The organism is Mycolicibacterium komossense, assembly GCF_025822605.1.
Lineage (GTDB): Bacteria > Actinomycetota > Actinomycetes > Mycobacteriales > Mycobacteriaceae > Mycobacterium > Mycobacterium komossense.
On the sequence record NZ_JACKTY010000047.1, the window covers coordinates 140,609 to 167,356 of the forward strand.

The 26,748-nt window shown below is 65.8% G+C and carries 20 protein-coding genes; 13 read left to right on the forward strand and 7 right to left on the reverse strand.

Features of this window, described 5'->3' with window-relative positions:
• The first annotated feature begins 81 nt into the window (after positions 1–81).
• Both H7J73_RS28225 and H7J73_RS28230 read left to right on the forward strand, forming a co-directional pair.
• A complete protein-coding gene (locus H7J73_RS28225) occupies positions 82–660 on the forward strand; it encodes an LppP/LprE family lipoprotein (protein ID WP_264071203.1) in 579 nt (192 codons plus the stop codon).
• Between the two features lie 60 nt (positions 661–720).
• Complete coding sequence (locus tag H7J73_RS28230) at positions 721–4,170, forward strand: TM0106 family RecB-like putative nuclease (RefSeq protein WP_264071117.1); 3,450 nt, start codon at positions 721–723, stop codon at positions 4,168–4,170.
• Here H7J73_RS28230 and H7J73_RS28235 read toward each other — a convergent pair.
• A complete protein-coding gene (locus H7J73_RS28235) occupies positions 4,167–6,344 on the reverse strand; it encodes an MFS transporter (RefSeq protein ID WP_264071204.1) in 2,178 nt (725 codons plus the stop codon). The two genes, H7J73_RS28230 and H7J73_RS28235, sit on opposite strands and share 4 nt — an antisense overlap.
• Positions 6,345–6,705: 361 nt before the next feature.
• Positions 6,706–7,905 carry a multidrug effflux MFS transporter gene (locus tag H7J73_RS28240; protein WP_264071205.1) on the reverse strand — a complete coding sequence of 400 codons (1,200 nt, stop codon included), beginning with the start codon at positions 7,903–7,905 and terminating at the stop codon, positions 6,706–6,708.
• Positions 7,906–8,131: 226 nt separating this feature from the next.
• Here H7J73_RS28240 and H7J73_RS28245 point away from each other — a divergent pair, with 226 nt between their 5' ends.
• The 3 genes from H7J73_RS28245 (at position 8,132) to H7J73_RS28255 (ending at position 13,819) form a co-directional block, all read left to right on the forward strand.
• Positions 8,132–8,950, forward strand: a complete 819-nt coding sequence (locus tag H7J73_RS28245; RefSeq protein ID WP_264071118.1) for a hypothetical protein — start codon at positions 8,132–8,134, stop codon at positions 8,948–8,950.
• A gap of 131 nt (positions 8,951–9,081) precedes the next feature.
• Positions 9,082–12,864, forward strand: coding sequence for a multifunctional oxoglutarate decarboxylase/oxoglutarate dehydrogenase thiamine pyrophosphate-binding subunit/dihydrolipoyllysine-residue succinyltransferase subunit (locus H7J73_RS28250; RefSeq protein ID WP_264071119.1), 3,783 nt, complete (start codon positions 9,082–9,084; stop codon positions 12,862–12,864).
• 124 nt (positions 12,865–12,988) lie between these two features.
• Positions 12,989–13,819, forward strand: a complete 831-nt coding sequence (locus H7J73_RS28255) for an SDR family NAD(P)-dependent oxidoreductase (RefSeq protein ID WP_264071120.1) — start codon at positions 12,989–12,991, stop codon at positions 13,817–13,819.
• A 58-nt stretch (positions 13,820–13,877) separates the two neighbouring features.
• On the opposite strand, the gene H7J73_RS28260 is transcribed toward H7J73_RS28255, so the two are convergent.
• Entirely contained in the window at positions 13,878–14,723 is an 846-nt protein-coding gene (locus H7J73_RS28260; protein WP_435405591.1) for a glycine betaine ABC transporter substrate-binding protein, read from the reverse strand.
• Positions 14,724–14,745: 22 nt separating this feature from the next.
• Positions 14,746–15,942, reverse strand: coding sequence for an NAD(P)-dependent malic enzyme (locus H7J73_RS28265; RefSeq protein ID WP_435405592.1), 1,197 nt, complete (start codon positions 15,940–15,942; stop codon positions 14,746–14,748).
• Positions 15,943–16,056: 114 nt separating this feature from the next.
• Between H7J73_RS28265 and corA the strand changes: the two genes are divergently transcribed.
• From corA to H7J73_RS28305, 8 genes are all read left to right on the forward strand, one after another.
• The gene (gene corA, locus H7J73_RS28270) at positions 16,057–17,163 is read left to right on the forward strand and encodes a magnesium/cobalt transporter CorA (RefSeq protein ID WP_264071122.1); all 1,107 of its coding nucleotides are present in this window, start codon (positions 16,057–16,059) and stop codon (positions 17,161–17,163) included.
• A gap of 175 nt (positions 17,164–17,338) precedes the next feature.
• Positions 17,339–18,598 carry a hypothetical protein gene (locus H7J73_RS28275; protein ID WP_264071123.1) on the forward strand — a complete coding sequence of 420 codons (1,260 nt, stop codon included), beginning with the start codon at positions 17,339–17,341 and terminating at the stop codon, positions 18,596–18,598.
• Between the two features lie 66 nt (positions 18,599–18,664).
• Positions 18,665–19,666, forward strand: a complete 1,002-nt coding sequence (locus tag H7J73_RS28280; protein WP_264071124.1) for an AAA family ATPase — start codon at positions 18,665–18,667, stop codon at positions 19,664–19,666.
• A gap of 4 nt (positions 19,667–19,670) precedes the next feature.
• Complete coding sequence (locus tag H7J73_RS28285; protein WP_264071125.1) at positions 19,671–20,549, forward strand: DUF58 domain-containing protein; 879 nt, start codon at positions 19,671–19,673, stop codon at positions 20,547–20,549.
• On the forward strand, positions 20,539–21,021 hold the full coding sequence (locus H7J73_RS28290; protein ID WP_264071126.1) for a hypothetical protein: 483 nt from the start codon (positions 20,539–20,541) through the stop codon (positions 21,019–21,021). The genes H7J73_RS28285 and H7J73_RS28290 overlap by 11 nt, the downstream gene beginning before the upstream one ends.
• Positions 21,012–22,097, forward strand: coding sequence for a hypothetical protein (locus H7J73_RS28295; RefSeq protein ID WP_264071127.1), 1,086 nt, complete (start codon positions 21,012–21,014; stop codon positions 22,095–22,097). Before H7J73_RS28290 ends, H7J73_RS28295 begins: the two co-directional genes overlap by 10 nt.
• The gene (locus H7J73_RS28300; protein ID WP_264071128.1) at positions 22,094–23,152 is read left to right on the forward strand and encodes a vWA domain-containing protein; all 1,059 of its coding nucleotides are present in this window, start codon (positions 22,094–22,096) and stop codon (positions 23,150–23,152) included. Before H7J73_RS28295 ends, H7J73_RS28300 begins: the two co-directional genes overlap by 4 nt.
• Entirely contained in the window at positions 23,152–24,123 is a 972-nt protein-coding gene (locus H7J73_RS28305; RefSeq protein WP_264071129.1) for a hypothetical protein, read from the forward strand. Before H7J73_RS28300 ends, H7J73_RS28305 begins: the two co-directional genes overlap by 1 nt.
• A 17-nt stretch (positions 24,124–24,140) precedes the next feature.
• Here H7J73_RS28305 and H7J73_RS28310 read toward each other — a convergent pair whose 3' ends face one another.
• The 3 genes from H7J73_RS28310 to H7J73_RS28320 are packed head-to-tail and all read right to left on the reverse strand — an operon-like array spanning position 24,141 to position 26,741.
• A complete protein-coding gene (locus H7J73_RS28310; RefSeq protein ID WP_264071130.1) occupies positions 24,141–24,737 on the reverse strand; it encodes a suppressor of fused domain protein in 597 nt (198 codons plus the stop codon).
• A complete protein-coding gene (locus H7J73_RS28315; RefSeq protein WP_264071131.1) occupies positions 24,734–25,912 on the reverse strand; it encodes an ABC transporter ATP-binding protein in 1,179 nt (392 codons plus the stop codon). Before H7J73_RS28315 ends, H7J73_RS28310 begins: the two co-directional genes overlap by 4 nt.
• 4 nt (positions 25,913–25,916) lie before the next feature.
• Positions 25,917–26,741 (reverse strand): carbohydrate ABC transporter permease, encoded by an 825-nt coding sequence (locus H7J73_RS28320; RefSeq protein ID WP_264071207.1) that lies wholly within the window; start codon positions 26,739–26,741, stop codon positions 25,917–25,919.
• Positions 26,742–26,748: the final 7 nt, after the last annotated feature.

The window sequence follows — 26,748 nt, forward strand, 5'->3', positions numbered from 1 at the left end:
CGCCACAGTCTAATCCCCGAACCCGGCTATGCCTGACCAGCGCATCCATTCAATACCGGTAGCCTGCCCGGTGTGTTCGCGATGACCGCTCGGCGGGTGACCGGTGCCACTGGTGCGCTGGCAGTGGTGGTCGGCCTCGCGGCGTGCGGCTCGGGCGATTCGACGGTCTCCAAAACACCGGAGGCCAGTACGCCCGCTGCCCTGAGCCCGGCCGCGACCCCGTCGCCAACCGCCGAAGCAGCGCCTCCCCCGGCTCCCGCGCCCACCGAGCCACCGGCACCCGACCCGTGCGCCGTCAACCTCACCGCCCCTGCGATCGCCAAGGCCGTGTCCGACCTCCCCCGCGATCCACGCAGCCAGCAGGGCTGGAGCCCCGAACCGATCGCGGGCAACTACAACGAGTGCGCGCCGCTGTCAGCGGTCATCATCAGGGCCAACACCAACGCCGACAACCCCAACACCCGTGCCGTCCTGTTCCACCTCGGCAAGTACATCCCGTCCGGGGTGCCGGACACCTTCGGGTTCAACGGGATCGATACCTCCCAGAGCACCGGTGACACCATCGCTCTGAAGTACTCCAGCGGCATCGGCCTGGACAGCGTGGTCAAGTTTCACTGGAACGGCAACGGGGTTGAGCTGATCGCCAACACGCCCGGCTGATCACAGACACCCAGTTCGGCAGGGTCCGCCCTGTCGGACGGGCGCCCTACAGTGGCTGCTGTGTTCGTGACGGGGACCGGCAACGTGATCTACAGCGCGTCCGATCTTGCCGCGGCCGCCCGCTGTGAATACGCCCTCCTGCGGGCCTTCGACGCCAAACTGGGTCGCGGTCCGGCGGCGTCCGCCGAAGACGAACTGCTGACCCGCACCGCCGCGCTCGGCGACGAACACGAAAGCCGCGCGCTCGCCGACCTACATGCACAGCTCGGCGGCGACATCACCACCATCGGCAGGCCGCCGTACACCGACGCCGGGCTGAGCGCGGCCGCCCAGCAGACCATGCGGGCGGTGCGCGACGGCGCACCGGCCATCTACCAGGCCGCGATGTTCGACGGCCGGTTCGCCGGATTCGCCGATTTCCTGATCCTTGAGGACGGCCGCTACCGGGTCGTCGACACCAAGCTCGCCCGGTCCGCGAAGGTGGAGGCGCTGCTGCAGCTCGCCGCCTATGCCCAGGCGCTGACCGAAGCAGGCATCCCCGTCGCGGCCGATGCCGAGCTGATCTTCGGTAACGGCACCGTCGCGCGCTACCGACTCGACGAGCTGATCCCCGCCTATCTTCCGCGCCGCGCCGCACTGCAGCGTCTGCTCGATGAGCACCACGCAGGCAAAGCTGCAGTGCGCTGGGAGGACGAGGGCGTTCGAGCGTGCTTCCGCTGCCCGGAATGCACCGCCAACGTCCGCGAACACGATGACCTGGTGCTGGTCGCCGGTATGCGGGTGACCCAACGGGCCCGGTTGATCGACGCGGGTATCACCACGGTGCATGAGCTCGCCGACTACAGCGGCGGCGTCGCGGAACTGTCCACTCGGACGGTGACCGCACTGAGCGCGCAGGCGCGCCTGCAGGTCGCCGACCGAGAGGACGGCAAACCGCCGTATGAGGTGATCGCCCCGCAACCGTTGATGGTGCTGCCGGAACCGAACAAGGGCGATCTGTTCTTCGACTTCGAGGGCGACCCGCTGTGGACGCTCGACGGCCGAGAGTGGGGTCTGGAGTATCTCTGGGGCGTGCTGGCTCTGACCGGAAATGCCGGCTCCCCGGCGGCTACCGACGAGTTCCACCCGTTCTGGGCGCACGACCGCGCCAGCGAGCGACAGGCACTGGCCGATTTCCTGAACATGGTCCGCAAGCGGCTCAAGCGCTACCCCGGTATGCACGTCTATCACTACGCCGCCTACGAGAAGAGCACCCTGCTACGGCTGGCCGGCCGCTACGGGGTGGGCGAAAAAGACGTCGACGACATGCTTCGCAACGGCACCCTGGTCGACCTCTATCCGTTGGTGCGCAAGAGCATTCGAGTGGGCGCCCCGAACTACAGCATCAAATCGCTGGAGCCGCTCTACATGGGCAACGAATTGCGCAGCGGCGAAGTGACCACCGCGACCGACTCGATCACCCAGTACGCTCGGTACTGCGCCCTGCGCGACGGCGGAGAACTCGATGAGGCGGCCGACGTGCTCAAGGAGATCGAGGACTACAACCGGTACGACTGCCGCTCGACGCGCCGCCTGCGGGACTGGCTGATGGCCCGCGCCATTGAATGTGGTGTGCCGCCGCGCGGTCCGCAGGTCCTGCGTGCAGGCACCGGCGACGAGGTAGCCGACACCAGCGACCAGCTCGATCGCACACTGCTGAAGTTCGCCGGCGACGGCGTGGAGCAGCGCACCGCCGAACAGTCCGCGGTCGCGCTGATCGCTGCAGCCCGGGGGTTCCACAAACGGGAGGACAAACCGTTCTGGTGGAGCCACTTCGACCGGATCAACAACCCGGTTGACGAATGGGCGGACAACAGTGACGTTTTCATCGCCGAGCGGGCCGAGGTCATCAACGACTGGCATCAGCCACCCCGGGCCAGAAAGCTGCAGCGCCACGTCCGGCTGACCGGTGAGCTCGCCAACGGTGACCTGTCCAGGGAGATGTACGCGCTGTACGATCCGCCCGCGCCCGCCGTTCTCGCCGAGGACCCGGACCGCCGAGCGTTCGGTTCGGTAACGGTCAGCGACTACGACAACCCCGAGGCGCCCACCGAGATCGTGATCGTCGAGAAGCAATCCGCAGAAGGGGTTTTCGACCAGTTGCCGTTCGCCCTGACACCGGGGCCGCCGATCAACACCAGGCCGCTGCAGGAATCCATTGCCGATACTGCCGCCGCCGTCGCCACCGAGCTGCCGAAGCTGCCCGTCGATGCGGTGACCGACATCCTGTTACGCCGCCCGCCACGGCTGACCACGCCGGGCCCGCTGCCCCGAAGCGGGGTTGTTGCCACCGACATCACCGAGGCGCTGCTGGCTCTTGATTCGTCCTACGTCGCCGTGCACGGCCCGCCGGGCACCGGTAAGACCTTCACCTCGGCCAAGGTCATCGAGAAACTCGTCAACGAACACCACTGGCGGATCGGTGTGGTGGCGCAATCACACGCCGTGGTCGAAAACCTGTTCTGCGATGTCCTCAAGGCCGGCGTCGACGGCCAGCGCATCGCCAAGAAGCTCAACACCGTCAACGCCGGCTGGACCGATGTCGACAACGCCGGGTTCGCCGGCTTCATCACTGACCATGACGGCTGCGTGGTCGGCGGCACCGGGTGGGACTTCGCCAACGCCAACAAGATTCCGCGGCTGGCGCTCGACCTACTGGTCATCGAAGAGGCCGGCCAGTACAGCCTGGCCAACACCATCGCGGTGGCGCCCGCGGCCCGTAACCTGTTGCTGCTGGGCGATCCGCAGCAGTTGCCTCAGGTCAGCCAAGGCACCCACCCGGAGCCGGTCGACACCTCGGCGCTGGGCTGGCTGGTCGACGGCGCCCACACCCTGCCGCCACAACTCGGCTACTTCTTGGAGCGCTCCTACCGCATGCACCCGGCAGTATGCGCGGCAGTCTCGCGGCTGTCCTACGACAACCGTCTGCTCTCTCACGAGGAGGTCACTGCGGCGCGCCGCGTCCACGGCTATCCGGCGGGTGTGCACGTGATGACAGTGCCGCACAACGGAAACTCGACCGACAGCCCGGAGGAGGCCGGCGCAATCGTCACCGAAATCGAGCGGCTTCTGAGGCTGGACTGGACCGACGAGAACGGCACCCGGCGCCTCGATGCCAGCGACGTCATGGTGGTCACGCCCTACAACGCACAGGTCGTGACGCTGCGGCAGCATCTCGACGCGGCCGGCCTGGCCGCCGTTGCGGCTGGGACCGTGGACAAGTTCCAGGGCCAACAGGCGTCGGTGGTCTTCATTTCGATGACCGCGTCCTCCGCCGACGATGTCCCGCGTGGAATATCGTTCCTACTCAACAGGAATCGACTCAATGTCGCCGCCAGCCGGGCGAAGTATGCCGCCGTCATCGTGCGATCACCGTTGCTGACCGAATACCTGCCCAGCACCCCGAACGGCCTGATCGACCTCGGCGCGTTCCTGTCGCTGTCCGATACCGCGATGGTGCCGTCAGGCTAATCGTGTCCCGACGACGAATGCCGCCCGCTGGGGGCATCGTCGGGATCTTCCCGATAGTGCCTGGCCCGTCTACCGGCCTCGGGCGACGGTGCGTCAGGTAGTTCGTGCCGGGGCGCGCGGGCCTCCGAGCGGAACTCCCCTCCCCCGTACTCCCGTTGTCGCTCAAAGAGATCCGCGAAGCTATCCGACCAGGTGTCGATGCTGTTGGCCAGGCGCGCGAAGCCGTCCACTGCGGCATCGGGCGCCGGATCAGGAACCGGGCGCAAGGCTTCCGGTTCATCCACGTGAAACCCGTTGTGTGCGAATCCGATCGGCTCTACCACCGGTGGGCGTTGCCCGGCGCCGGTGGCGTTGTCGTCGTCATCGAGCAGGGAATGCCAGGCCTCGACCGGCGCACTGTGCCAGGCCTCCGCGGGGGCCGGCCGCGGGTGTTCGGCGCGGGTCGGCAGCGGCGCGGTGTCACCATCGCCGAAGGGCATATCCGGCTCGGGATCGTCCACGACTTCGACGTCGAGCACCGATTCGGGCCCCGACTCACCGACGATGGCGAATTCGACATAGCCGTCGTCGTCATAGTCGTCGTCATAGTCATAGCCGCTGCCATAGTCGACATCCTCGACGTGGCCGTCCACGAATTCCTCGGCAGGTCGCTCGCCGTCGCTGCGCCAGAAAGGGCTGTCAGTGGACATCTCGTCGCGCACGATCGGGATGATCTCGGTGCTGTCATCGTCGAAGCGGGTGAGTGCCGACCGGTTCACCGCGCGGGCGGGAGTGACTTTGACAGGTTTCTTGTCGAAGCCCAAGAGGAAGAGCGCCGCGATGATCCCGAAGAGGGCGATGAACGCCGGCAGCAGCATCGACTGGGACAGGGCTGCCGAGAACGGTTGGTGCAGAAACGGGGGCAGTTGCTCGATCGAACCTTCGCCCGAGGGCCTGGACTGGCCGCCGGGCATTTCGGCACTGATCCGCGATGTCATGAATGCCGCCATCCCGGCGCTGCCCAGTACCGACCCGACCTGCCTGGTGGCGTTGAAGACCCCGGAGCCGGCCCCTGCCAGCTGCGATGGCAGATGGCGGGTGGCGGTCGCCGCCAGCGGCGCGAAAATAAACGCCATTCCCAGGCCTGTCGCCGCCAGCGGAAGAACCAGCCGCCAGATCGGCGTCGTCGGCGTCATCTCGATCGACAGCCACGTCAACGCGATGGCAAGAATCGAGAAGCCGAAGCCGATGATGGGCCGGGGGTGCGCCCGGTCGACCAATTTGCCGACAAACGGCGCCGGCACACCGCTGGCGATGGCCATCGGTGCGGTCAGCAACGCCGACTGCGTGGGGGTGAGCCCGCACACCGCCTGGGCGTAGAACATCAGCGGCACGATCAACGCGACGATCGCGAACCCGATGACCGCGGTCCCGATGTTCGCCAGGGTGAAATTGCGGTCGCGGAAGATCCGCAACGGAATCAGCGGCTCACGCTTGTTGACGGCCTGCCAGTAGACGAACCCCGCCATCACCACGACACCGCCGACGATCAGCGCCCAGATCCACAGCGCCCAGCCGTGCGACTGGCCTTCCTGTAGACCGAACACCACCAGGAACATGGCGATCCCCGACAGCACCACGCCCAGCCAGTCGAAGTGGTGTTTGTTGGTCGGCAGGACCGGGATCAGCCAGACGGCCAACCCGAGCCCGATGACACCGATCGGCACGTTGACGAAGAAGATCCACTGCCAGCCGAGATGGTCGACGAGCACGCCGCCGGCCAGCGGCCCGACCAACGTCGCGACACCGGCAGTAGCTCCCCAGACACTCATCGCGACGCCACGGCGCTCGGGCGGGAAGATCCGGGTGATCGTCGACAGGGTCTGCGGAGTGAGCAACGCGGCGCCGATGCCCTGGACGACGCGGGCCGCGATCAGGGTCTCGATCGAACCGGACAAGCCGCACCACAGCGATGCCAAAGTGAACACCGCCAACCCGACGATGTAGAGGTTCTTCGGTCCGTAGCGGTCGCCGAGTCGACCGGCCACCAGCAGCGGAACCGCGTACGCCAACAGATACGCACTGGTCACCCAGATGATCGCGTCGTAGTCGGTCTGCAGCTTGACCATAATCGTCGGATTGGCCACCGACACGATCGTCGAGTCGACCAGGATCATGAAGAAGCCGACCAGCATGGCCCAGAGCGCGTTCCACGGATTCACGGGCGTCGCGCCACCCGAATCGGCTACCGGTGGTTTCCGCGCCGTTCGGGTAGCGGGTTTCGGCTCCGGTTTCCGCGCCGGAGGGCCGGAACCGGACTTCTTCACCTGATTACGGGGTGCGGCCTGGGCCGGCTTACGCCTGGGCCCCGTCATATCGCCATCTCGTTCCCGCCTCCTGGGATGGTGTCCAGTCGCCGGGCATGTTGCCATTCCAAGCTGTTGGACCACCCAGCCGGGGCCGCGATTCCGGGCGATCTGACCCAACCGGCCTGTTGCGGCCGACGATACGGACTCACCTTCAGAGCCACAAGCTCACGGAACCTCGGGCGAGCAATTACGCGGTCTCAGCGAGCACGCTGTCGCCGTCCTCGACATCGACCGACGTCGAGGACCGTGCCGACAGCAGCAGCACCAACGCGATGGCGACGCTGACCGTCATCACCAAGGCCAGCGCGCTTTCGTCGTTGCCGAGCACCCCGACCAGCGGTGCGACGACCGCACCGAGGCTGAACTGCGCCGCCCCGAGCAGAGCCGCCGCGGTTCCCGCCGCGTCCTGATGACGCGCGAGCGCGATCGCGGGCGCATTGGGGATGACAAAGCCCATGGCGCCCAGGATCACCCAGACCGGGGTCAGGAACCCGTACAGCCCACCGGTGTGCGTTTGGGTGATGGCGATGAACACCACTCCCCCCAGCAGGGACAGCATCAGCGCCCAGAACACGATCCGCTGAGGCGAGAACCACTTGAGCAACACGACGTTGAACTGCGTCGCACCGATCAGTGCGATCGCGCCGGCGCTGAACAGCAGCGCGAACGCCTGCTGGTTGAGCCCGTAATGTCCCTGCAGGACGAAGGCGGCGCCCGCGATATAGGCGAACAATCCGGACATCCCGAGGGCGCCGACCAGCACCAGGGTCATGAACTTCACATCGCGCAGCAGTTCCCCGTAGGTGCTGACGATGCCGCGCACCCGCAGCGGGCGCCGATGCGCCGGCGGCAGCGTTTCGGGTAGCGCCAGCGCCGCCATCACCAGCAGCAATCCGGCCAGCACAACCAGGACGCCGAATACCCAGTGCCAGGAGAGTTTCAGCAGCACCACAGCTCCGAGCGACGGGGCCAACACCGGTACCACTCCCAGGACCAACATCAGCCGCGATAGCACAGCGGCCGCGGCCGACTCGGCATACAGATCGCCGACGACGGCAACGGCGACCACCATCCCCGCCGCCGCTCCCATGCCTTGCAGGCCTCTGGCGATGCTCAGCAGCTCGATATTGGGCGCCGCCAGGCACAGCAACGAGGCGACCATGTGCAGCACGATCCCGGCCATCAACGGCCTGCGTCGGCCCAACGAATCCGACAGCGGGCCGACCACCAGTTGGCCGATCGCCAGTCCGGCGAGTGTGCCGGTCAGCGTCAGCTGCGCCACCGAAGACGTCACCGACAGGTCGTCGGCGATCTTCGGCAACGCAGGTAGGTACATATCGATGGTCAACGGCCCCAGCGCCAGCAACGCGCCCAACACCACGGTCATCTTCGTTCGACTCGGGACGCCTTGTTCGAGCACGTCCGCCGTGTCGTGGGCAGCCTTGTTCGCTGCCGGTGAACCCGCCATGCCTCAGGTCAGCACGGTTGGCCCCGAAATTCTTCCCGAGCACGCAGACCGTGACCGGAGTCACTGGGCGGGCACTCAAGAAGACCATCGTTCGTTGCCGTTTCGCTAGCCTGACAAAGGCACGCCAGTCCCAGGGGAGGCACATATGAGCGTCGGACGATCCAAGAACACCAACACTCCGGCCAAGCTGCCCGCTGACACTCTTACCGCTGGGCCCCTTTCCGCGGCGGGCCAGGAAGATCCCGGCGCCGCCGCCCGGCTGCTGTCTCATGTCATCGAGACCGGGTCACGCGTGCAGGCCCCGGCGATCAAGGCCTACGTCGACCGGTTGCGCGCCGCGAATCCGCAGGCGACGCCCGCGGAGATCGTCGGCAAGCTGCAGAAGCACTACCTCGCCGCGGTGATGGCCAGCGGCGCGGCGGTCGGTTCGGCCGCACTCTTTCCCGGTATCGGCACGCTGGTAGCACTATCCGCCGCCGCCGGTGAGACCGTCGTCTTCCTCGAAGCCACCGCGGTGTTCGTCCTGGCCGTGGCCGAGGTGCACGGAATCCCGGCTGCGCACCGCGAACGGCGCCGCGCCTTGGTGCTGGCGGTGCTCGTCGGCGAGGACGGAAAACGTGCGGTGGCCGATCTCGTCGGTCCCGGCCGTACCACCGGCGCGTGGCTGAGCGAAGGCGCAGCGACACTGCCGCTACCTGCGCTGACGCAGCTCAATTCGCGGCTGCTGAAGTACTTCATGAAGAAGTACGCGGTCAGAAAGGGCGCGTTGGCGTTCGGCAAGCTCCTGCCCGCGGGCATCGGCGCGGTGATCGGCGGCGGCGGTAACCGATTGATCGGCAAGAAGATCATCAAGAACGCTGCGACGGCATTCGGGCCGCCGCCGGGCCGCTGGCCGAGCAGCCTGCACGTGCTGCCGGTCATAGAGAGCCCCAGTAGTCCGTCTGACCCGCAGCACACGCGATAGCCTGGTACCGCGGAAATGTCGGGGAACCGCCAGGCATCAGGAACTTAGACCCGGCGCCGGAAATGTGGCAAGCAGCCGCAGTGGACAGCTTGCCTGAGACAACAGAACACGAATTGAGGCGAGTAGCTGCCGTGAGCAGTACAAGTTCACCATTCGGCCAGAACGAATGGCTGGTCGAGGAGATGTACCAGAAGTTCCGGGAAGACCCTTCTTCGGTAGACCCGAGCTGGCATGAGTTTCTGGTCGACTACAACCCCGAGTCCGTCACCGACGCGCCCACGGGCTCCAACGGGCAGACCGCCACGGTGACCAAGAGCGCACCGCCCGCGCCGGCCGCCGCGGCTGGGCCCTCTTCGAAGCCCTCTTCGAAGCCCTCCCCCAAGCCTGCGCCCGCGCCGGCGAAATCCGCACCGCCGGCCAAGACCCCGCCGACCAGCAATGGCGCCTCCACTTCGGTCTCGGCCCCACCAGCCGCCGCCAAGGCCGCCCCGACACCCGCTGCCAAGCCCGCGTCGGATAACGCCTCCGGGGCGGATGAGAACCAGATCCTGCGCGGCGCCTCGGCAGCCGTAGTCCGCAACATGGATGCTTCGCTGACCGTGCCGACGGCGACCAGCGTGCGGGCCATCCCGGCCAAACTGATGATCGACAACCGCGTCGTCATCAACAACCATCTCAAGCGCACCCGCGGCGGCAAGATCTCGTTCACCCACCTGCTCGGGTACGCGATCGTCCAGGCCGTCAAGGCGTTCCCGAACATGAACCGGCACTTCGCCGAAATCGACGGGAAGCCGAACGCCGTCACGCCGGCGCATACCAATCTGGGCCTGGCTATCGACCTGCAGGGCAAAAACGGCCAGCGCTCCCTGGTGGTCGCCGCCATCAAGAACTGCGAGACGATGGCGTTCGGGCAGTTCATCGCCGCTTACGAGGACATCGTGCGGCGCGCGCGCGACGGCAAGCTCACTGCCGAGGATTTCGCGGGTGTCACTATCTCGCTGACCAACCCCGGCACGCTGGGCACTGTGCACTCCGTGCCGCGGCTGATGTCGGGCCAGGGCGCGATCATCGGCGCCGGCGCCATGGAGTACCCAGCCGAATTCCAGGGCGCCAGCGAGGAGCGGATCGCCGAGATCGGGATCGGGAAGCTGATCACGCTCACCTCGACCTACGACCACCGCATCATTCAGGGCGCAGAGTCGGGCGATTTCCTGCGTACCATCCACAACTCGCTGCTGTCCGACGACTTCTGGGACGAGATCTTCCGCGAGCTCGGCATCCCCTACGAGCCAATCCGTTGGCGCACAGACAATCCCGACTCGATCCACGACAAGAATGCGCGCGTCATCGAGTTGATCGCCGCATATCGCAACCGCGGTCACCTGATGAGCGACACCGATCCGCTGCGGCTGCAGCAGGACCGGTTCCGCAGCCACCCAGATCTCGACGTGCTCACCCATGGCCTGACGCTGTGGGATCTGGACCGCGAGTTCAAGGTCGACGGTTTCGCCGGCGCGCAGCACAAGAAGCTGCGCGATGTGCTCTCAGTTCTGCGCGACGCGTACTGCCGCCACGTGGGCGTCGAGTACACCCACATCCTCGAACCCGAGCAGCAAGCCTGGCTGCAGGAGCGGGTGGAGACCAAACACGTCAAACCCACTGTGGCCCAGCAGAAGTACATCCTGAGCCGGCTCAATGCCGCCGAGGCGTTCGAGACGTTCCTGCAGACCAAATACGTTGGGCAGAAACGATTCTCGCTCGAAGGTGCCGAAGCCGTCATTCCGATGATGGACGCGATGATCGACCAGTGCGCCGATCACGCGCTCGACGAGGTCGTCATCGGTATGCCGCACCGCGGCCGGCTCAACGTGCTGGCCAACATCGTCGGCAAGCCGTACTCGCAGATCTTCAGCGAGTTCGAGGGCAATCTGAACCCGTCGCAGGCGCACGGCTCCGGTGACGTCAAATACCACCTCGGTGCCACCGGCAATTACATCCAGATGTTCGGCGACAACGACATTCAGGTATCCCTGACAGCCAACCCGTCACACTTGGAGGCTGTCGACCCCGTGCTGGAGGGCCTGGTCCGGGCCAAGCAGGATCTGCTCGACAAGGGTGACACCCCCGAGGGCTACACCGTGGTGCCGCTGATGCTGCACGGCGACGCCGCCTTCGCCGGCCAGGGCGTGGTCGCCGAGACACTGAACCTCGCGCTGCTGCGCGGGTACCGCACCGGCGGCACGATCCACATGATCGTCAACAACCAAGTCGGGTTCACCACCTCGCCGGAGCATTCACGGTCTTCGGAGTACTGCACCGACGTGGCGAAAATGATCGGCGCGCCGATCTTCCACGTCAACGGCGACGATCCCGAAGCCTGCGTCTGGGTGGCCCGCCTGGCGGTGGACTTCCGGCAGAAGTTCCACAAGGACGTCGTCATCGACATGTTGTGCTATCGCCGCCGCGGGCACAACGAAGGCGACGACCCATCGATGACCCAACCGGCCATGTACGACGTCATCGACCACAAGCGCGGCGTCCGCAAGACCTACACCGAGGCCCTGATCGGTCGTGGTGACATCTCGATGAAAGAGGCCGAGGACGCCCTGCGTGATTACCAGGGCCAGCTCGAACGCGTCTTCAACGAGGTCCGCGACCTGGAGAAGCACGAGATCGAGCCCAGCGAGTCGGTGGAGTCCGATCAGGTGATCCCGGCCAAACTGACCACCGCGGTGGACAAGTCACTGCTGGCCCGCATCGGTGACGCCCATCTGGCGGTGCCGGAGGGTTTCACCGTGCATCCGCGGGTCAAGCCGGTGCTGGAGAAGCGCCGCGAGATGGCCTACGAGGGCAAGGTCGACTGGGCGTTCGGCGAGCTGCTGGCGCTGGGAACCCTTGTCGCCGAAGGCAAGTTGATCCGGTTCTCCGGTCAGGACACCCGTCGCGGCACGTTCACGCAGCGGCACTCGGTGATCATCGACCGCAAGACCGGCGAGGAGTTCACGCCGCTGCAACTGCTCGCGGTCAGTGAAGACGGCACCCCCACCGGCGGCAAGTTCCTGGTGTACGACTCCGCACTGTCGGAGTACGCCGCCGTCGGCTTCGAATACGGCTACTCGGTGGGCAACCCAGAAGCAATGGTGTTATGGGAAGCCCAGTTCGGCGATTTCGTCAATGGCGCGCAGTCGATCATCGACGAGTTCATCAGCTCCGGTGAGGCCAAGTGGGGTCAGCTCTCCGACGTGGTGCTCCTACTCCCGCACGGACACGAAGGCCAGGGCCCCGACCACACCTCGGGTCGAATCGAACGCTTCCTGCAGCTGTGCGCGGAAGGCTCGATGACGGTCGCGGTGCCGTCGACACCGGCGAACTACTTCCACCTGTTGCGGCGCCACGCACTCGACGGTATCCATCGCCCGCTGGTGGTGTTCACGCCGAAGTCGATGCTGCGCAACAAGGCCGCGGTCAGCGACGTGAAGGACTTCACCGAGCAGAAGTTCCGGTCGGTACTCGAGGAGCCCACCTACGAGGACGGGATCGGCGACCGCGAGAAGGTGACACGGATCCTGCTGACCAGCGGCAAGATCTACTACGACATCGTGGCCCGCAAAGCCAAGGACAAGCGCGACGATGTGGCGATCCTGCGCATCGAGCAGCTCTACCCGATACCCAACAAGCGGCTCCGCAAGGCGATCGAGCAATACCCGAACGCCAAGGAGTTCTTCTGGGTGCAGGAGGAGCCGGCCAACCAGGGTGCGTGGCCGTTCTTCGGGCTGATGTTGCCCGAGAAGTTGCCGGAGCTGCTGACCGGCATCAAGCGGATCTCGCGGCGCGCGATGTCAGCGCCATCGTCGGGTTCGTCGAAGGTGCATGCCGTCGAGCAGCAGGAAATCCTCGACGAGGCTTTCGGTTAGTTGTGATTTCGGCGTGTTCCCCATCGATCAGCGGTCGGGAACACGCCGAAATCCCTAAAGACCCCGATACCGGCGGTACTGGCTAAGCTCTGCACAAGTCAACAGCGACAGAGGGAGTGTGTGCATGGAAGGCTTCGCCGGCAAGGTCGCCGTCGTGACGGGCGCTGGATCGGGCATCGGGCAGGCACTGGCCATCGAGCTGGGCCGCTCCGGAGCCAAACTCGCGATCAGCGACGTCGACACCGAAGGCCTGGCCGCCACCGAGGAGCAGCTCAAGGCGATCGGCGTGCCGGTCAAGGCCGACCGCCTCGACGTCACCGAGCGCGAAGCCTTTCTGCTCTACGCCGACGAGGTCAAAGCGCATTTCGGCAAGGTCAACCAGATCTACAACAACGCCGGTATCGCCTTCACCGGTGATGTCGAGGTCAGCTCGTTCAAAGACATCGAACGCGTGATGGACGTCGACTTCTGGGGGGTCGTCAACGGGACCAAAGCCTTCCTGCCGCATCTGATCGCCTCCGGCGACGGCCACGTCATCAATGTCTCCAGCCTGTTCGGCATCTTTTCCGTGCCCGGCCAGTCCGCCTACAACGCGGCCAAGTTCGCGGTTCGCGGCTTCACCGAGGCCCTGCGACAGGAAATGCTGCACAGCAAGCACCGCGTGTCTGTGACCACGGTGCATCCGGGCGGGATCAAGACCGCAATCGCCCGCAACGCCACCGCCGCCGAGGGGCTAGACCCCAAGGAGCTGGCCAAGATGTTCGACAAGAAGCTGGCCAACACCACCCCGGAGCGGGCCGCGAAGATCATCCTCGAGGCGGTCCGCAAGAAGAAGGCCCGCGTGCTGGTCGGCCCCGACGCCAAGGCACTGGACATCATCGTCCGGATCACCGGTTCCGGGTATCAGCGACTGTTCGCATCGGCCATGGCCAAGGCACTGCCCGGGGGACACTGACTCCAGCGCTGTACTGATTGTCCAGCTGCTCGTCCCTCGCTCTGCATCGGTCGCCGAGCTACCGCCCCAGCGGGTTGTCTGCCAGCCAGCCCTCGGCGGCCGCCTGCGGATCAGTACCCTCGGCGACCTGCTGGCGCATCCGTTTCAGAGCCGCGGTGTCCAGCACACCGGCCACCTCGTTGACGGCAAGCACCTGGCGGGCAGTCAGCTCGTTGCGGCGATACAGCGGCACTACGTTCTCCGCTTGGATCAGCGCCGGCTTCGCGTCGGTGAGGACCAGCACATCGCCCGGCACCCCTGGATCGGCCGTCGTGGTCCAGGCTGCGTTGATCTGCTTGGCCCGCAGCGCGTTGAACAGTGCCGCATCATCGGGAAATTCGCGGGGGGCCGGCAGGGTGCACTTCCCCACCCTGGCCGGAGTTCGGGCACCCTTGACCGCGCCGACGGTCAACTCCGCGCAATGGTTCACCAGCGTCGTCAGATCACGGCCACCCCACGCCGCCGCCGTGGTCTCGGTCAGGGCGACGGCGGGTTTGTCCTCGGCCGCGGTGGTGTAATCGCCCACCGACACCCCTTCGGGCAGGGTGCCGACCATGGCCTTGTAGACCTTCTCGTCGGAGGTGTCCGAGGAACCGGGAGCGAAACCGTGCAGCAGCTGTCCGGTGAGGCCGGGGACCACGCTGACCTGACCGGAGTCCAGGCCGGCCAGCGGGTCCGACAACGTCTCGACATGCGCGGGGGTGCCGTAGGAGCGCAGCGCCGCGGCGTAGACATTGGCCAGCAGTTGTGACTGCGGGTCCGGACTCGCACCGACCGCCATCGAGGGGCCTTTGACGGAGTTGTCCCCGCAGGCCGCGAGCAGCGCCAGCAGCAGCACGAGTGCGAGCCGGCCGGCCGGCTTCACACGGCCGGCAGGGGGCCTGGTTCTAGTGCTCGGCAACCTGCGACGCCTCGGCTACCGCTGCGGCGACCGCCAGTGCGACCCGCGGATCCAGCGGGCTCGGCACGATGTGATCGACCGCCAGTTCGTCACCGACGACGGAGAAGATCGCTTCTGCCGCAGCAACTTTCATGCGCTCTGTGATCCGGCGCGCTCCCGCGTCCAGCGCCCCGCGAAACACGCCGGGAAAAGCCAGCACATTGTTGATCTGATTCGGAAAGTCGCTGCGCCCGGTGGCCACCACAGCGGCGTACTTCCTGGCGACATCCGGGTGAATTTCCGGATCGGGGTTCGACATCGCGAAGACGATCCCATTGGGGGCCATCGTGGCGATCAGCTCCTCGGGCACCAGCCCGGCCGAAACCCCCATGAAGACGTCGGCCCCCGCGAGGGCCTCGGCCATCCCGCCCGTCAGTCCGTGAATGTTGGTGCGCTGAGCCAGTTCGGCCTTGAACGGGTTGAGGTCGTCGCGGCCCGTGTGCACAATGCCCTTCGAGTCCAGCACGGTGATATCGGCGATACCCGCGGCCAGCAGGATGTTGGCGCAGGCAACGCCGGCCGCGCCGGCGCCCGAGATGACGATGCGCAGCGACGTCATCTCCCGGTCGAGCACCTTCGTCGCGCCCAGCAGCGCTGCCAGCACCACGATCGCGGTGCCGTGCTGATCGTCGTGCATCACCGGGCAGTCCAGCGCCTCGATCACCCGGCGCTCGATCTCGAAGCAGCGCGGCGCCGAGATATCCTCCAGGTTGACCGCACCGAACGTCGGACGCAGCCGGATCAATGTCTCGACGATCTCGTCAGGATCGTTGGTGGCCAACACAATCGGGATGGAATCCAACCCACCGAAAGTCTTGAACAGGGCGCTCTTGCCTTCCATCACGGGCAACGACGCGGCCGGTCCGATATCACCGAGGCCGAGCACGGCGCTGCCGTCGCTCACGACGACCACCAGGCGGTTGGCCCAGGTGTAGCGCTCGGCGAGAGACAGATCGCCGGCGATAGCGCGACTGACCTGTGCAACGCCCGGGGTGTAGGCGATCGACAGGGCGCGCTGCGTATCCAGCGGCGAGCTCAGCTGCACCGACAGCTTCCCGCCTTCGTGGGCTTTGAAGATTTCCTCGTCGTCGATGACGAGGTGAGAAGTACTCACCGATTCTGCCACGGCGTCAGGGTACTTCACCCGACAGTCGTAACGGGGCTGGTTAGCTCCTGTGAGAACCACCCTCATCCCAACTCACGCGTAGCATTCTCTGGGGCCCAACGGGGCCCGAAGCCCGTGTAGGGAGGTGCCACCGTGCCATCGTTTCGCGCACTACCGCCATCGCTGATCAACCCCAGCCGGGCCAAGCCTGATACCACTGTCGACGCCAAACGCATCCATGTGCCGGTCGCCCGGGCGATGGTCGACTGCGGGGTCTACGTCGACGGGGCCAGACTGCCGGGTAAGTACACCCACGCGGCCGCGCAGGAGAAGACCCGCGAGATGTGCGCAGACGGCAGGGAGGCCTTCGTCTGGATCGGCCTGCACGAACCCGACGATCACCAGATGCACGCTGTCGCAGATGTTTTCGGGTTGCACCCGTTGGCGGTAGAGGATGCGGTGCACGCCCATCAGCGGCCCAAACTCGAGCGATACGACGACACCCTGTTCATGGTGCTCAAGACGGTGAACTACGTGCCACACGAGTCGGTGGCGCTGGCCCGTGAGATCGTCGAGACCGGCGAGATCATGATCTTCGTGGGACCGCAGTTCGTGGTCACCGTCCGCCACGGCGACCACAGCGGGCTCGCCAGCGTACGCAAGGCGATGGACCACGACCCCGAGCATCTGCTGCTCGGCCCGTACGCGGTCATGCACGCCATCGCCGACCACGTAGTGGACCACTACGTGGAGGTCACCGGGCTGATGGAGCAGGATATCGATTCCATCGAGGAGAACGCGTTCTCCTCGGAGAACGAAACCGATATCGACCACATCTACCTCCTCAAACGCGAAGTCGTCGAGCTCAAAAGGGCGGTCAACCCGCTGTCGGTGGCACTGGGACGCATCTCCGCCGATCACAAGGATCTGGTCAGCAAGGAAGTCCTGCGCTACCTGCGCGACGTACTGGACCACGCAACGGCGGCCGCCGACCAGATCACCACCTACGACGAGATGCTCAGCTCACTGGTGCAGGCCGCGCTGGCCAAGGTCGGCATGCAGCAGAACACCGACATGCGCAAGATCTCGGCCTGGGTGGCCATCGCGGCCGTGCCGACGATGATCGCCGGCATCTACGGGATGAACTTCGAGCACATGCCGGAACTGTCGTGGACGTACGGCTACCCGGCGGTTCTGCTGTTGATGGCCTCCGTGTGCGGCTTCCTGTATCGCAACTTCCGCAAGAATCACTGGCTCTAGACGGCCACGGAAGCACAAAACCTGCACGCCAAGGGCCTGGGGCTACCTGCCGATCGGCCCCGACGGGCTGGTGACTAGCTGACAACTCGGGATTCCATATACCTTTGGGCGTAACCACCGAACGTTGCCCTGGCAACCGCACCGAGTGGACATGGGATATTCAGGGGAGGGTCCAGTGACCAACTTGCCAGGTGGTGGGCGCGAGTTCGGAGGTTCGAACCCGATCGGTCCGGACAACTCCCCACCTCCTTCCGGCGCCGGGGGGTGGCAACCACCGCCCAGCGGTGGCGGTTGGCCCCCCGCGCCAGCTAACTGGCAGCAGCCCGCACCGCCCGCCCAGCCCGGCCCGCCTCCTGCGCCAGGCGCGTGGCAGGGGCCTCCGCCTGTCGGCCCGCCCGCGGGTTGGCCGCCTGCTGGGCCCGGCCCTGCCCCCGGCGGCTGGCCGCCAGGTCCACCACCGCGGGGGCGCAGCCGCAGGCCGCTGATCATCACCATCGTCGCCGGCGTCGCGGTGCTCGTCGTCGTCGGCATCGTCTTGGCGGTGACGCTGACCGGCAGCGGCGGCGGCCCTGGTGCCGGGTCCGCGGGCGACACGGTCAAGGGCTATCTCGAGGCGCTGGCCAAGGGCGATGCCGAGACGGCGCTGTCCTACAGCGACGATCAGCCAGCGTCGAAAGAATTCCTGACCGACGACATTCTCAAGCAGCAGATCGCCAAGTGGCCCATCACGAATATCCGCATCCTCAACGACGACGGCAATGCGAGCTCCCTCGGGATGGCGCAGGTGCACGTCGCGGCGAACTTCGGCGACAAAACCTCCGACGCCACGCTGCAACTCAAGCGCAGCAACAATCGGTGGCGCCTGGACAGTGCGGCCCTCAAGTTGCAGCCCTCCCCCGGGATCGGCTCCGAAGCGGCGGCCACCACCATGACGTTCTTCGGCAAACCGGTCGGCGACGGCACCACCTATGTGTTCCCCGGCTGGATCGATGTGGGCAGCAGCAACCCCTACGTGGAGGTGAAGGCGCAGCCGCTGCTGCTGGACTCCCTGACGTCCTACACCCCATGGGTGCAGGCGGATTTCAGCATCAACGACGCAGGCAACAAAGCTGTCATGGATGCGATCGCCGACGTGTACGCGTCATGCCAGAAGTCCAATCAGCTCTCGCCGCCGCCACCGTGCCCGGAGTCGATCAGGAACAGTGACGGCAGCCTGGTCGACGGCACGATCAGTTGGGGCGTGGCCGACCTGAGTCAGGTCAAACTGCAGTCATTCGACCCCTACCACCTGACGATGATGTTCTTCGGCAAAGTCACCATCCCCCTCGGCGCGAGGGACACCTCAGGAAGCCAGACCACCGGATCGTTGAGCCCGTTCGTCACTGGAACCGCCGACCTGACGAAGACCCCGCCGGCGCTGGACTTCCAGAACTGATTTTGAGACTCAATTCGACCCTGCCGCAACACTATTCGCTGGTACCACCAACTTGAGAGGTGTGCGATGACGACCGCACGCGTACAACCCGATCACCAGATGATGACCGAGGCGCAGCGCATCGTCGCAGCGATAGCGCAATCGTTCGCCACCAAAGTGGTCGGCCAGGACAACCTCCGCGAGTCGCTGCTGATCGGAATGCTGGCCGGTGGCCACATCCTGCTCGAAAGCGTCCCCGGCCTGGCCAAGACCACCGCTGCTCGCGTGTTGGCCGACTCCGTGCAGGGCCGATTCCAGCGCATCCAGTGCACCCCCGACCTGCTGCCCAGCGATATCGTCGGCACCCAGATCTATGAGGCCGCAACGAATTCGTTTGCCACCCAACTCGGCCCGGTACACGCCAACATCGTCTTGCTCGACGAGATCAACCGTTCCAGCGCCAAGACGCAAAGCGCGATGCTGGAGGCGATGGAGGAACGTCAGACCACCATCGCCGGGGTTATGCACGCGCTCCCTGAGCCGTTTCTGGTGATTGCCACCCAGAACCCGGTGGACCAGGAAGGCACCTACCCGCTCTCCGAGGCCCAAACCGACCGGTTCATGCTGAAGGAGATCCTGCGTTACCCCACCGCGAAAGAAGAGGTGGAGGTGCTGTTCCGGATCGACGCCGGCGTCTACGACAAGACAAACCCGACCCGGCCCGTCGTCGGGCTCGAAGACATCCGTCGGCTCCAGCAGATCGTGGCCGGGGTGCACATGGACCCGGTCCTGATGCAGTACGCCAGCGAGATCGTCGCCGCCACTCGCGCACCCGCGCAATACCTTTCGCCGCAGCTGGCCCGGCTCGTGGAATATGGCGCCAGTCCTCGGGCCACCATCGCGTTCATGCGCTCCGCGCGCGCACTGGCGCTGCTGTCGGGCCGCAACCACGTCGTTCCCGACGACATCGCCAATTTGGCACACCGGGTCCTTCGGCACCGCCTTATTCTTGGGTTCGAAGCCGCTTCCGCCCGCGTGACATCAGAGAACATCATCGACGCCGTCCTACACTCCGTGCGCATTCCCTGACGCCATGGGCATGCACCTCAACCGGGCCAAGATGTATTTCGGCACCGACACCCGCGGCTTTCTCGAAGGCGGCCGCTACTCGCTGTTGCACACGCGCAGTCTGGAATTCGACGATCTGCGCCCCTATGTGCCAGGCGACGACATACGCGATATCGACTGGAAGGCATCGGCGCGCTCGGGCACCGAGTCGGTGTTGATCAAGCGTTTCGTGTCCGAGAAGCACCACAAGATCCTGCTGGTGGCCGATGCAGGTCGGAACATGGCCGCGCTGGCGCCCTCGGGTGAGGTCAAACGCGATATCGCGTTGCACGTGATGGGCGCACTCGGGTTGGTCACGCTGCGCCGCTCCGACGAACTCGGCCTGGCCTACGGGGACGGCCGCTCGTGTGCGAACATCCCGGTTCGCCGCGGAGAGACCCACATCGAATCGTTGCTGGACCGGTTCTACACCCACACGCTGAGTCGTCCGGGCGCATCGGACATCGTCAACCAATTGCACTACGTGGCAACGGGTTACAAGAGACGGATGCTGATCATCGTGGTCTCGGACGAACCCGACCTCGACGAAGGCCTGCCCGATGCGCTCGACGCGCTCACCGGCCGCCACGATCTGATGTGGGTGATGATCTCCGACATGCCGGCCGTCGGCTCCGCCGAGGGTGAGCTGGACGGTTTCGACGTCGCGACGGGCCGGTTCGTCCTCAACGGCGCGACCCTGGGTGCCAGGGTGATCGCCGACTACCGCGCAGCCGAGAATGCCCGGCTGACTCGACTCGATGCGTTCCTGACCGAACGGGCGATCCCGTACACCCGCATCAACGCCAGCTCCGAGATCCGCGATCGGCTGATGACGCTGACCGAGGAGTTCGCGCATGCCAACTGATCTGCTGCGCTACCTGGCCGGTCCTACCGGTTACTCGCCATGGTGGTGGTTGGTCGCCGGTCTGCTCATGGTCATCCTGGTCGGCTGGTATGCCGGGGTGGCGATCTGGACGCTGCCGCCGATCATGCTGCGGTCCAACCGATTACTCGGCGGCCTGCACCGTCGGTTGGTGGCCCGCCGTTTCACCCGGTCGGTGCGGGCCACCACCGCCGCCTACCGGTCCGGGGCGCTGTCACCGGCCCAGGCGGCCACCGCCTACACCCGCACACTGCGCAGTTTCCTGACGGTCGCCACCGGTCGACGACCGCATTACATGCGGGTGGCGGATCTTGCCAACAGCCCGCTGGCGCCGGCGGCGCCACTGGTGGCGGCGTTGAACGATATTCGATTCAACGCCGTGGCACCGAGCGCGCCCGGCGATGTAGAGCGCCTCGCCGCCGCCGTGGAAGGGGCGATCGCGCAATGGATTTGAGATGGTGGCCGCTGGGTCTCGCCGGTGTGCTGATAGTTCTGGTGGTGATCGCGGTGGCGCTGTGGCTGCCGCTGCCACCGGCGGCACGGATGCTGCGGCCACTGGCCCACGTCAAACGGCTCACCGAGCTGCCGTCCTACCGACGGGTCGCGGCGCTGCAGTTCTGGTCCTCGATCGTCACCATCGTCTTGCTGGTCGTCCTGTTCGGCGCGACCATCTTCACCTCGTCGCGGCCAGTCGGATTTGCCTCTGCCACCCGCAACTTCGATGCCCTTCACCCCGAGGACGTCATGGTGTGTGTCGGTGAACCGGTCACCGACGCCACCACTGCGGGGTTCTTGAACTACTACACCGAGCAGATCAAGTCCTACCGCACACAGCGGATCGGACTGACGTCCCCGACGCTGCGGGTGGTGCCACTGACCCGCGACTACGTCTATGCGGGGCAGAAGTTCGCCGACTACGCCAAGCTGGCCGGTCTGAAGCGGGACCTCGACGCGAAAAAGCAGATCTCCGACGCCGACGTGACGACGCTCAACAACGGCATCGACGCCTTCTCACGGTCCATCGACTACACCGACTATGCCCAGTCCACCGAGGACGTCCTGGCGCTGTGCATGGCCGGATTTCCCTCCTTCGAAGACAAGAGCACCCGTCGGCGCGCGTTGATCTACCTGGGGTACACCGACTTCCGGGGCAGTGGTGAACAACGGCCGTCGCTGTTCTCCACTCAGCAGATCAAGGATATGGCCACCAAGGCCGGGATCCAGATCAACGGCATCGCCCGCACCGACGTGGTGGGCGCCGAGCACGCAAACGACTCCCTCGCTTCGATCGCCGCCACCACCGGTGGCACCTTCAGCGTCTACAACCCGGCAGGTACCGCGGCCGGCGACGGCACCGACCCCACCCTCGCGGGCCTGCTGGACAAGATCAATGCCAGCCCGCCCAGTGTGGTGCTGCCCAGCGGGACCATGCTCACCCAACGCACCTGGGATTACCCCAATCTCCCACTGACCGTGTCGATCATCGTCGCCGCCATCCTGTGCCTGTCCCTGGCGGTGTTGCGGCGATGACCTTCGAACCGATCTTTCCGGTCTGGCTGCTGATCGCCGTGGCAGTCGTACTCATCGGCGTGCGGATGGCCGCCCTGTACCGGGTGCTGGTACGCACCGGCCCTGGGCGCTACCGGCCGGTGGTGCTGCGCTGGAGCGGGCTCACCGTCGCCGTACTGCTGCTGGTCGTTGCCGCTGCACGACCGTCCTTGACCCCGGACACCGGTAACGGCCCCCCACCCCCGACGCCCGCCTCTTCGGCCGCCAACTTCAACGTGTTCTTCGTCATCGACCGGTCCGCCGACGAACGCGTCGAGGACCTGGCGCCACAAACCTCACGCATGGCCGGCATCCGCGACGACATCGCCGCATTGGCCGACCAGTTCCCGCGGGCCCGCTTCGCAATGATCGGGTTCGCCACCAAGGCAGCACAGGACTGGCCCCTGTCCGACGACGTCTGGAGCCTCAAACCACGCGTGGCCGGACTGTCCACCTATACCGAGACACCGTTGGAAGCGATGTATGCCGTCGATTCGGGCGCCGCCCAGAATATCCTGCACGACAAGCTCACTCAGGCCCGCACGGACTTTCCCGGATCGAAGAATCTCGTCTTCTACCTCGGCTCCGGCGCCGGTGGTTCGCGGGCGGACCAGACTCCGTTCGATATCGGCAAGGACCTCATCGCCGGTGGAGCGGTGCTCGGCTACGGCACGCCCGAAGGCGGGCCGATCCCACAGCAGTATGTCGACGGCAACCTGATCTACATGGCCGATCAACAGACCAAGGCGCCGCTCAACTCGTCGATCGACGAAGCCACCCTCAAAGGTATTGCCGACCAGCTCGGGGTGCCCTACTTTCACCGCGACAAGGGACAACCCATAACCCCGGTCATCCCCGCGGTGGACCCCGGCCATCCGGCCGACGACAACCCGGTGGTCGCCAGCCAGACCATCGAACGCACCGAATTGTATTGGCTGTTCACCATTTTGGCCTCCGCATTGATCGCGGTGGAAGTGTTCCTCGGTATCCGCGATGTGCGCCGGGCCCGCAGCACGCAACGGGACGTGGTGGTGTGATGCTGCGTGCCGACCCCCGCCCCTGGCTGCACCGCGCCCGCTGGCGCACCACCCTGTGGTGGCGCAGCGGCTCGATCCGGCAGCGTTTCCGCCGCAAGCTGGTCGTCTTCTCGCTGCCCATCGCGTTGCTGTTGATCGCGGCCACGGTCAAGATCATCACCGTGCTGCTCGTCGGAAGCTCCGCCGTCGACGACTTCGCCCACCACGACATCGACGCCCTGCGCTCCGATCTCGACACCCTCGGCACCTTCAACGTGATCGAGCCACAGAAACTGTCCTTCGCCCAAGGCGACCTCGCGGTGCTCGAAGGCCGCCTCGACGACGCCGAGCACTCCTTCACCACCGCACTCGACGGGGTCGCCGCCGCCGACTCGTGCCCGGTGCGGATCAACCTCGAGCTGGTCCGCGAAACCCAAGGCGATCTGGCCGCCCGCGGCGGCGACAAGGTCGGCGCCGAGCAGCGCTACAACAGTGCCCTCGAGGTGGTCAAAGCAGCACCTCCACAATGCTTCTCCGGCAACACCGATCCCGACCCGGATCGGCGTCACATCCGCGAGGACGCCGCGGCGCGGTTGAAGGCCAAGATCACCTCGCTGCACCAACCGCCGCCACCGCCGTCATCGCTCGCCACCCCCACCCCGACGGCTCCCTCGCCGTCATTGGCGCCGACCACCCTTCCGGCTCCACCACCGCCTGGGGCCGGTGCCCCGCCGACAGCCGCTCCCAGCCCACCCCCACCTCCACCCGGCTCGGGCCCGGGTGACGCACCGGTGTTCGGCCCTGGCGGCGGGGACGGTGGCGGCGGCGGTTCCGGCGCGCTGAACGACGTCGACCCCGACCGCTTGGCCAGTTCGGGCAATAGCCCGGCACCGGGGCACCGGTTGGGTACCGGAACTGGTGATCCACTGGACAGACTTCAGGACGCGCTGGGCAACGCCGACGCCACCGGAGGCAGCCGCGACGCCGGTTGACCTCGCCGACGGGGCTTCTAGCGGGGCTGCCGTGCGGGTCGTTGTGGATCGAGGGTGTCGACACCGTCGGCCTGCCATGTTTCGCGCAGCGCGTCGACTCCTTTGAGACGCACCCAGGCCGCCTCGTTCGCCGAAATAGGGGTGGCAGAAAGGAAAGTCACCGGATCGCGCGGCGGATCGAGAACCAGCTGCGGGAGCTCGCTCTCAGACAACAGCACGGCGGTAAACGGCGAGGGGCTCCACAGCGGCGCACCGAGGTCGATCAAGGCATCGGGCAGCAGCACCACACCGTCCACCGCCGGGGTGGCGGCGAGCAGCGCTACGGTCCGGGCGAGACCCGGTGCCGGGTCTGTGTCTCGAAGGCTAACAACAACTTCCGCGCGAGGACCGAGCAACGGATCGGCAGCCAGGGCCGTCGGGTCGCCCATCGGGTGCCGGGAACACCCCAGCGAAACGTAGTGATAGACGCCGTTCGGGTCGGGCCCGAAACGCAACACCTCGATGCGCTCGACGCCGAGGAACGTGACGCTGGCCGAGTCGGGTTCCTTGTCGATACCGGCACCTGTGAAGTATCCGCGCAGATGTGCGCGGACTTCGGTCAGGACCTGTGTCACTCCGCCACTGGCGGTGGAATGGTCAGATTCACACCGCTATCCGCGTCGAAGATCACCAGTTTGGATGTGTCGAACGCCAGCTGAAGGGGTTGTCCCTTCGCAGCTTTGCTATCCGTCGACACCCGCGCGACGAACTCGTTCTCACTCGAACCGGATTCTGCGGCCAGCTCGGCGAGCTGATCGGATTTGGCGCCGCTGCCGGAAGTGGTGAAGTACACGTACTTGTCGGCGCCGAGGGATTCGATCAGATCCACCGTCACCTCGAACGACAACGCCCTGATGCGGGCGTAACCGTCGAGCAGCGCGGCATCCTCAAGATGCTCGGGCCGGACACCAGCGATGATGCTCTTCGGGGTGGGGTGCTTGGCGATGACGTCGTGCACTTCCTGGGTGAGCGTGACCTCACCGAACGGCAGGTCGATCCCGACATCGGTCAGCGTGGCCGGGAAGAAGTTCATCGCCGGCGAGCCGATGAAACCTGCGACGAACAGATTGGTGGGGCGCTCGTAGAGCTCTTCGGGTGTGCCGATCTGCTGAGCGATGCCCGCACGCATAACCACTACCCGGTCGCCGAGCGTCATCGCCTCGGTCTGGTCGTGGGTGACGTAGATCGTGGTGGTCCCGAGGCGACTCTGCAGCCGGGCGATCTCGCCGCGCATCTGTACCCGCAGCTTGGCGTCGAGGTTCGACAGCGGCTCGTCCATCAGGAATGCCTTGGGGTTGCGGACAATTGCGCGCCCCATCGCCACCCGTTGCCGCTGCCCGCCGGACAGCTGGGCAGGCTTGCGGTCCAGAAAGTCGGTCAGGTCAAGGATTTTCGCGGTGTCCTCGACCTTCTTGGCGATGTCGGCTTTCGGCAACTTCGCCAGTGTCAGCGGGAACGCGATGTTCTGCCGGACCGTCATATGCGGATAGAGGGCGTAGGACTGGAACACCATCGCGATATCGCGGTCCTTGGGCGCCTTCTCGTTGACCCGTTCACCACCGATCTTCAGCTCGCCCGACGAGATGTCCTCCAGTCCGGCGATCATGTTCAACGTGGTGGACTTCCCACACCCGGACGGCCCCACCAGGATGATGAACTCGCCGTCGGCGATGGTCAGCGACAGGTCTTTCACCGCCGTCGCGCCGTCGGGGTAACTCTTGCTGACGTGAGCCAACACAATCTCGGCCATCGCGCTACCCCTTCACTGCGCCGGAGGTCAATCCAGCGACGATGCGCCGCTGGAAGATCAGGACAAAAATCACGATCGGAATGGTGATGACGATAGCGCCGGCGGCGATCGACCCCGTCGGCTCCTCGAATTGCGAACTGCCAGTGAAGTTCGCGATCGCCACCGGAGCCGTGATGGCGGCCTTCGTCGCGGTCAGCGACAACGCCAGCAGCAGGTCGTTCCACGCGAAGATGAACACCAGGATCGCCGCGGTGACGATGCCGGGGGCGGCCAGCGGTGCGATCACCTTGCGGAAGGCCTGCGCCGGGGTGGCACCGTCCATTTTCGCGGCCTTCTCCAGATCCCATGGGATCTCCCGGAAGAACGCCGACAACGTGTAGATCGCCAACGGCAGTGCGAAAGTGATGTACGGAATGATCAGCCCGGGCCAGGTGTCGAACAAGCCTAGGCTGCGCTCGATGTTGAACAACGGTGTCACCAAGGAGATCTGGGGGAACATCGCGATCAGCAGGGCCGCACCGATCAACACCTTCTTGCCGGGGAAGTCCAGCCGCGCCACCGCGTAGGCCGCCATCCCGCCGATCACCACGGCGATCACGGTCGTGATGAGACCGATGCCGATCGAGTTGACCAGCGCCGAGTTGAAAACGTCGCCCTGGAAAATGGCCTTGTAGTTGTCGAAGGTGATCGACTCCGGGATCAGCTTGCCGTCCTTGACCGTCGACGTGGGCTTCAGCGACAGCGACAGGATCCACAGCACCGGGAACAGCGCGTAGACCACCACCAGGAAGTCGACGATCACCCAACCGGTGGCACGCCGCGCTCCGATCCGATCC